The organism is Kitasatospora sp. NPDC004799 (assembly GCF_040609095.1).
In the GTDB taxonomy this organism is placed as follows: domain Bacteria; phylum Actinomycetota; class Actinomycetes; order Streptomycetales; family Streptomycetaceae; genus Kitasatospora.
Genome location: NZ_JBEXJK010000403.1, coordinates 1 through 7,203, shown reverse-complemented (window position 1 = coordinate 7,203; position 7,203 = coordinate 1). Strand labels below are relative to the sequence as shown.

6 protein-coding genes are annotated in these 7,203 nt (G+C 74.2%); 5 read left to right on the top strand and 1 reads right to left on the bottom strand.

From position 1 onward, the window contains the following. A partial coding sequence (locus ABZW03_RS33705; RefSeq protein ID WP_355266980.1) for a hypothetical protein occupies positions 1-1,197 on the bottom strand: 1,197 nt, incomplete at its 3' end. Positions 1,198-1,464: 267 nt separating this feature from the next. Here ABZW03_RS33705 and ABZW03_RS33700 point away from each other — a divergent pair. The 5 genes from ABZW03_RS33700 to ligA all read left to right on the top strand — a co-directional run bounded on the left by ABZW03_RS33700 (position 1,465) and on the right by ligA (position 7,051). After that, positions 1,465-2,007: an NUDIX hydrolase gene (locus ABZW03_RS33700; RefSeq protein WP_355266977.1), complete on the top strand. Its 543-nt coding sequence runs from the start codon at positions 1,465-1,467 to the stop codon at positions 2,005-2,007. Positions 2,008-2,067: 60 nt separating this feature from the next. Then, positions 2,068-2,931, top strand: a complete 864-nt coding sequence (locus ABZW03_RS33695; protein ID WP_355266974.1) for a sugar phosphate nucleotidyltransferase — start codon at positions 2,068-2,070, stop codon at positions 2,929-2,931. Positions 2,932-2,947: 16 nt separating this feature from the next. Further along, positions 2,948-3,679 (top strand): phytanoyl-CoA dioxygenase family protein, encoded by a 732-nt coding sequence (locus ABZW03_RS33690; protein ID WP_355266971.1) that lies wholly within the window; start codon positions 2,948-2,950, stop codon positions 3,677-3,679. A gap of 247 nt (positions 3,680-3,926) precedes the next feature. Continuing rightward, positions 3,927-4,937, top strand: coding sequence for a 3-oxoacyl-[acyl-carrier-protein] synthase III C-terminal domain-containing protein (locus ABZW03_RS33685; protein WP_355266968.1), 1,011 nt, complete (start codon positions 3,927-3,929; stop codon positions 4,935-4,937). Positions 4,938-5,005: 68 nt separating this feature from the next. Continuing rightward, the gene (ligA, locus tag ABZW03_RS33680) at positions 5,006-7,051 is read left to right on the top strand and encodes an NAD-dependent DNA ligase LigA (protein ID WP_355266965.1); all 2,046 of its coding nucleotides are present in this window, start codon (positions 5,006-5,008) and stop codon (positions 7,049-7,051) included. The last annotated feature ends 152 nt before the right edge of the window (positions 7,052-7,203 follow it).

Genomic DNA, 7,203 nt, shown 5'->3' with positions numbered 1-7,203 from the left:
GGTCGGGCCAGTGGGCCATCGCCGCCTCGCGCGCCCGCTCGAAGCCCGAGGTCCGCCGGTCGACGAACTCCCGGTCCACCAGGCGGCCGGCGCGCCGGCCGCCTGGTGCATGTCGGTGAGGGCGGAGGTCAGGCGGGCGGAGCCGACGGTCACCGCGAGCGCGGCGGCCTGGGCGGCGTGGTGGTTGGCTTCGGTGCGCTCGCCCCGGCGGTAGAGCACGGTGGCCAGACGGGCGGTTGCCATCGCCCGTGCCCGGGGCTGGGTGGTGTCGACCCCGGCGGCCCGGCGCAGGTCGGCGACGACCTGGGCGTTGTGGTGGCCGGTGGCGGTGGACAGCAGGTAGAGGGCGAAACCGGTGTCGCTGCCGACCTTGGCGGCGGTGATGGTCCGGGTCCAGGCCGGCCCGGCGGCGAGATCGGTGACGCGCTCGTAGGTGCGCTCGGCGGCCAGCAGGTGCCGGGCCGCCTGCCGTTCGTCACCGGTCAGGGCGTGGGCCTGGGCTGTGACGGCGGCGAGCATCGCCCGCGCGGCGGCGGGCAGGCGCCCGTCGACCTGCCCGGCCAGGAGCAGGGCCTGACCCGGGCGGCGCAGGTGGATCTCCTGGCGGGCGGCGTTGGTGGCGAGGTGGCACAGCAGGCCGCGGTCGCCGTGCTCGCGGCCGGCGGTCAGGCCGAGCTGGAACAGCGGGCGGGCCTCGTCGTACAGGCCGGCGTCGAAGCTCGACCAGGCGGTCAGGTTCGCCAGTCGGGCGATCGCGCCGAGCAGCGCGCCTCGTACGGCGGGGGTGGTGGATGCCTTGGTGAGGTCGATGGCGGCGTGCAGCTCGCGCAGTGCGAACTCGCGGACGGCCCGCCCACCGGACTGCCGATCCCAGTGCTCCAGCACGCCGGTGCGCTCGGCGATCGCGGTGACATCGCCCTTGCGCAGGTGGGTGAGCGGCCGGGCCGGCAGCAGGGCGGCCAGCGCGGCGGCGAGGACGTCTCGGCGGTTCGAGTCACTCACCTCATCGGGGTGATCGTGGTGGACCTGCTTGGCGACCAGGCCCAGCTCGGCGGTCGTTCCCGCACCCAGGACCAGGCAGAGGGCCTGCCGGTAGTGCTCGTGCGGCCAGGTGATGAGGCCACGTTCTATGCGCGAGACGTAGCCGGCGTCAAACGACGATTCCCGCCCGGTCGCCGCCTCGACCAGGGTTCGCACCTGCTCGGCGACCTGGCGCTGCGTCAGGCCCCGAGCAAGCCGTGTGCTCCTGAACAGCGCGTTCACCACGGCGAGCCACCCCCAACTCTCGGTTCAGGGAGGGGATTCAGCGTAGCGAGCACCGCGCGGACTGCCCACCGATCTGCCCTGTGGATGTCACCCGATCCGGTGGTCTCCTGGATGTGCCCCACCCGCCACCAGGAGCCTGCCACCGACAGGCGCCGGAACCGGCACCTCGGGCCCGGCCACAGCCGTACAGTCCTGCCCATGACGACCGACACCGCCGCGTCGTGGCGCGAGATCGAACGCACCACCGTATTCAGCAAGTTCGGCAGGTCCGTGGACCGTGTCGACTTCGAGCTGCCCGACGGACGGAAGGAGGAGTTCTACCTCAAGCGCGAGCGCCCGGCCGGCGCGGTGCTCGCCCTCACCGGCGACCAGCACGTCATCCTCGCCCGCCAGTACCGGCCCGGCCCCGCACGCGTGCTGCACGAACTCCCGGGCGGTTTCATCGAACCCGGCGAGCAGGCAGCCGATGCCATCGCACGGGAACTGCTGGAGGAAACCGGCTACCGGGGCGAGGTCCACGCCGCCGGACCGTACTGGCACGACGCCTACTCCAACGCCCTGCGCATCGCCTTCTACGCCACCAACTGCGTCAAGGTCGCCGAGCCGACTCCGGAGCGCACCGAGTTCATCGACGTCGTCACCCTCCCCCTGCCCGAGTTCCGCGCCACCGTGCTCCGCAGGGGCGAGCTGACCGACACCGCCGCCGCCTACCTCGCCCTGGACCGCCTAGGGCTCCTGTGACCCCGGACAGGGCGGGCGGGCCCGGCCCCCAGCTCACCCGCCCACCCCTGGGAGGACCCCGTGACCGAACGGAGCACCACCGACACCACCGCCCGCTACTACACCAGCACCCTCGTCTCCCTGCCCGCCCGCTCCGTCGCCCTGGTCCTGGCCGGCGGCAAGGGCAGCCGGCTGCGGGCCGCCACGGACCCCGAGCTCCAGGCCACGCCGAAGGTGCTGGTGCCCATCGACACCCCCGTCGGCCGCACCCCCATGCTCGGCCACGCCCTCACCCAGCTCGCCGCCGTCGGCTTCCGCCGCATCGCCGTGCTCACCAGCACCGACCCCGCGACCGGCGCCGAAGCCGTCGAGACCTACGCCCTCACCCACGCTGCCCGGCAGGTGGAGCTGACCGTCCACCGCGAGGACCACCCGCTCGGCACCGCCGGCGCCGCCTACGCCGCCCTGGCGGACCTGACCGACACCCCGGCCGCGGTGGTGCTGCCCGCCGACACCCTCTTCCCGTTCACCCTGGCGCCCTCCGCAGTGGCCACCCACCGCGCCGGCTCGGCCGCAGTGACCTGGACCGTCACCACCGCGCCCGGCCGAAGCGCGCAGAACGCGGGCCGACTCTTCCTCGACGCCGACAGCGCGTTCGTCGTTCACGCCCTGGAAGGCGTCAACGCCACCCTGCCCGCCGACAGCCGGCACCAGCTCCGGCAGGCCACCAGCACCGGCGCCGTCATCCTGACTCCCGGTCCGTTCCGGGCCCTGTTCGAGGACTACGCCCGGCGCCTGACCCACCCGGCCGAGGCGGACCTGTACCGACAGTTCATGCCCTGGGCGATCAGCCAGGGCCAGCCGGTCGGCGCCTACGACATCCGCACCCCGGCCCCCGACCTGGGCACTCCCGACCGCCTGGCCGCCTTCGGCCGCACCGCCTGAAAGGGGATCGGTCACCTTGCCCACCACCACCCTGCCCGCGCTGACCGGGCAGCAGGCCCGCCACTTCCGCGACCTCGGCTACCTGCGCCTGCCCGACCCCGGCCTGCCCCGCGACCTCCTCGATGAGGTGGCCGCCGTGGTCCGGACCCGCGCCGCCCGCCTGCCCGCAGGGCAGGCCAAGGTCTACCGGCTCTACCAGAACGACCGGGCCCTGATGCACCGGCTCGTCGCCCACCCCGCCTTGACCGGGCCGCTCATCGCGCTGCTCGGCCCGAACGTGGTCCACGTCCTCAACCGGCACAACCAGGGCTCGTTGAACGCGCCCGGCGCCCAGGAGGTGCGGCTGCACCGCGACATCCTGCAGCCGACCCGCGGCCTGCTGACCGCCGTCGTCTACTTCGAGGACGCCACCGTGGAGAGCGGCTGCACCTGGATCGTCCCCGGCTCCCACCACGCGCCCTACGTCGGTGTCCCACAGCCCGACGGCGGCGGCACGTGGATGGACGAGCACCTCGAACTCGCCGAGCTCGCCGACCAGGCCGTCCCGGTGCCGGTCCCGGCCGGCGGCGTCCTGCTCCTCGACGGCACCGTCTTCCACACCGTCGGTGCGAACAGCGGCGGATCGACCCGCACCAGCGCGGTCCTCGGCTACCGCGCCGCCGACGAGCTCGACGCCCACCCCGACCCCGACCGCCAGGTCGTCGTCGCCGGCACCCACCTCTACCGGGGCAACGACCGGCCGAGCTGACCCGAACGCGGGGTGAACATGGTCGGCGAACTGCGGCGCCGCGAGATCGGATTCTCCTCGTTGCACGAGCGCCACCGTCGCCACGCAGGGTGCCGCCACTCCCGCGGTCCGTCCGTACGGCGAGGGCGGCGGTGTCGGTGCTGGTCAGGGCTGCTCGGGGGTGTATAGCCTGACGGGGCGTCAGGCCGGGCCGGGACGCGGACGTTCGACGACGAACTCCTCCGGCGCGGCCGGAAGGGGCGAGCACGTGGACTACGGACTGATGTCCTTCGGATCGGCGCTCGGGGAGCCCGTCGCCGTCGAGGACGTGGCCGCGCAGTACACCGGGGACCTCGACCGCATCCGGGGTTACGGCTACCGCACCGTCCACCGCAGCCCGGACGGGGTCGGGCTCACCGACCTGGCCGTCGACGCCGCCCGGGCGGCCCTGGACGAAGCGGGCACCGACCCCGCCGAACTGGACCTGGTGGTCCTCGCGATCACCGACATCCCCGAGTACCTGTACTGGGACCCGGCCGCCAGCCTCCAGGACCGCATCGGCGCCCACCGCGCCGAGGCGGTCCTGCTCACCCAGGCCTGCGTCGGCGGGATCAGCTGCTTCGACCTGGTCGCCGGGCGCTTCGCCACCCACCCCGAGTACCAGCGGGCGCTGGTGGTCGGGGCGAACCGCACCTGCGAGCCGTACTGGAACCGGATGTACACCAACGCGCTGCTGTTCTCCGACGGCGCCGGCGCGACGGTGGCCGGGCGCGGCCACCCCCGGCTGCGCTGGCGGGCCAGCGAGGTGATCAGCGACGGCCGCTACGCCGACCTGTTCCGGATGGAGCAGGGCGGGGCCGCCGCCCCCTTCCGCGGCGGCCGGGCGCCCGACCCGGCCCGCGACGCCTGGGACCTGATGGAGTACTTCGACTACGACACCGAGCGCTTCCAGGAGTTCGTCGGCCTGATGGGCGAGCGGGTGTGCCAGGTGGTGGCCCAGGCCTGCAAGCGGATCGGCGCCTCCGTGCCGGACCTGGCCAGGGTGGTGCTGACCAACGACAACCTCGCCACCCTGACCAAGCTGGCCGACCGGCTCGGCGTCCCCGTGGAGCGCACCAACCTCGACATCTCCCTGGAGCGGGGCCACTTCGGGGCCGCGGACCACATCCTCGACCTCCAGTACCACCGCGCCGCCGGGCACTTCGCCGACGGCGACCTGATCGCCCTGGCCGGCATGGGGCGCGGCATGCACTGGGGCTGCACCCTCCTCCAGTACTGACCCGCCTCCAGCACCGGTCCGCCGACGGGCCCCGGCCCGATGTCAGTGCCGGGCGCCATGATTTTCATATGACCGCCACCGCAGCCCCGCTGTCCTCCCCGTCCGCGTACGCCGACGCCGTCGCCACCGCCGTACGGGCCGCCGCCGCGTACTACGCCGACGGCTCCACCCCGCTCGGGGACGACGAGTACGACGCCCTGCTGCGGTCCATCGCCGCCTACGAGAGCGCCCACCCCGGCCAGGCGCTGCCCGACTCGCCGACCGGCAAGGTGGCCGGCGGCGCCGCGAGCGGCGACGTCCCGCACAGCGCGCCGATGCTCTCGCTGGACAACGTGTTCTCCGCCGAGGAGCTGGAGTCCTGGGCCGCCGGGCTGGAGCGGCGCCTGGGCCGGCCGGTCGCCGCCTGGTGCGTGGAGCCCAAGCTCGACGGCCTCGCCGTCGCCGCCCGCTACCGCGCCGGGCGCCTGCAGCAGGTGATCACCCGCGGCGACGGCCTCGCCGGCGAGGACATCACCCACGCCGCCGACGCCGTCCTCGGCCTGCCCGCCGAACTCACCGAGCCCGCCGACATCGAACTGCGCGGCGAAGTCCTGCTCACCCAGGAGCAGTTCGAGCACGCCAACCGGGTGCGCACCGAGCACGGCGCCACCCCCTTCGCCCACCCCCGCAGCGGCGCCGCCGGCACCCTGCGGGCCAAGGACCGCCCCTACCGGATCGACCTGACCTTCTTCGCCTACGACGCCGTCGGCCCCGAGGGCCTCGACCACAGCGCCCTGCTGGAGCACCTCGCCCGCCTCGGCGCCAACACCGCCGCCACCACCGCCGCCCGCCCCCGGCACTGCGCGGGCCTGCCGGAGGTCCAGCAGCGCATCGAGGAGATCGCCGCGCTGCGCGCCGAACTGCCCTTCGGCATCGACGGCGTGGTGGTCAAGGCCGACCTCGCCGCCGACCGCACCGAGGCCGGCTCCGGCTCGCGCGCCCCGCGCTGGGCGGTGGCCCGCAAGCTGGCCGCCCAGCACAAGGTCACCCGGCTGCTCGGGGTGGAGTGGAACGTCGGACGCACCGGGATCATCGCCCCGCGCGCGGTGCTGGAACCCGTGGTGATCGACGGCGTCACCGTCACCTTCGCGACCCTGCACAACCCCGCCGACATCGAACGGCGCGGACTGATGATCGGCGACCAGGTCTTCGTCTACCGCGCCGGCGACGTGATCCCCCGGGTGGAGGCGCCGGTGCTCGACGCCCGCACCGGGGCCGAGCAGCCGATCGCCTTCCCCGAGGCGTGCCCGCGCTGCGGCGACGCCATCGACACCGGCGAGCAGCGCTGGCGCTGCGTGCGCGGCCGCGACTGCCAGGCCGTCGCCTCCGTCCTGTACGCGGCCGGCCGCGACCAGCTCGACATCGAGGGCCTCGGCGGCACCCGCGCCGTCCAGCTCGTCGAGGCCGGCCTGGTCGCCGACCTCGCCGACCTGTTCACCCTCACCCGCGAGCAGCTGCTCACCCTGGAGCGGATGGGGGAGACCAGCGCCGACAACCTGCTCGCCGCGATCGCCACCGCCCGCAGCCAACCGCTCAACCGGGTCTTCTGCGCGCTGGGCATCCGCGGCACCGGACGGACCATGTCCCGCCGGATCGCCGCGCACTTCGGCTCCATGGCGGCGATCCGGGCCGCCGACGCCGAGACCCTGGCCGGCGTGGACGGCATCGGCGCCGAGAAGGCCCGCGTCGTCGCCGCCGAACTCGCCGACCTGGCCCCGCTGTTGGACCGCCTCGCCGACCTGGGCGTGGGCACCGCCGTCACGGCCCCGGCCGCCGCCGCGGCGGGGGAGAGCGGCGGTGACGCCGAGGGTGGCGAGGGCGGGCCGCTGGCCGGTGAGGCCGTCGTCGTCACCGGCTCCATGACCGGCGCGCTGGCCGACCTCTCCCGCAACCAGATGAACGAGCTGATCGAGCGCGCCGGGGGCAAGGCCTCCTCCTCGGTCTCCAAGCGCACCACCCTGCTGGTCGCGGGCGAGAAGGCCGGCTCCAAGCGCGCCAAGGCCGAGGAGCTGGGCATCCGCATCCTCGCCCCCGAGGAGTTCGCCGCCCTGGTGGCCGCCCACCTCCCGGCCTGAGGGGCTCTCGGGTTTCCCAGGAAACTCGGATACCGGCGGACCCGGTGCACCGGCGAGGATGCCGGTGCCCCCCCCCAAGCGGTGAAGCACACCACGTGAAACCACACGCAAAACCGCCAAAATAGCAAGCGCTGGAATGGTTTTTGTTTAGT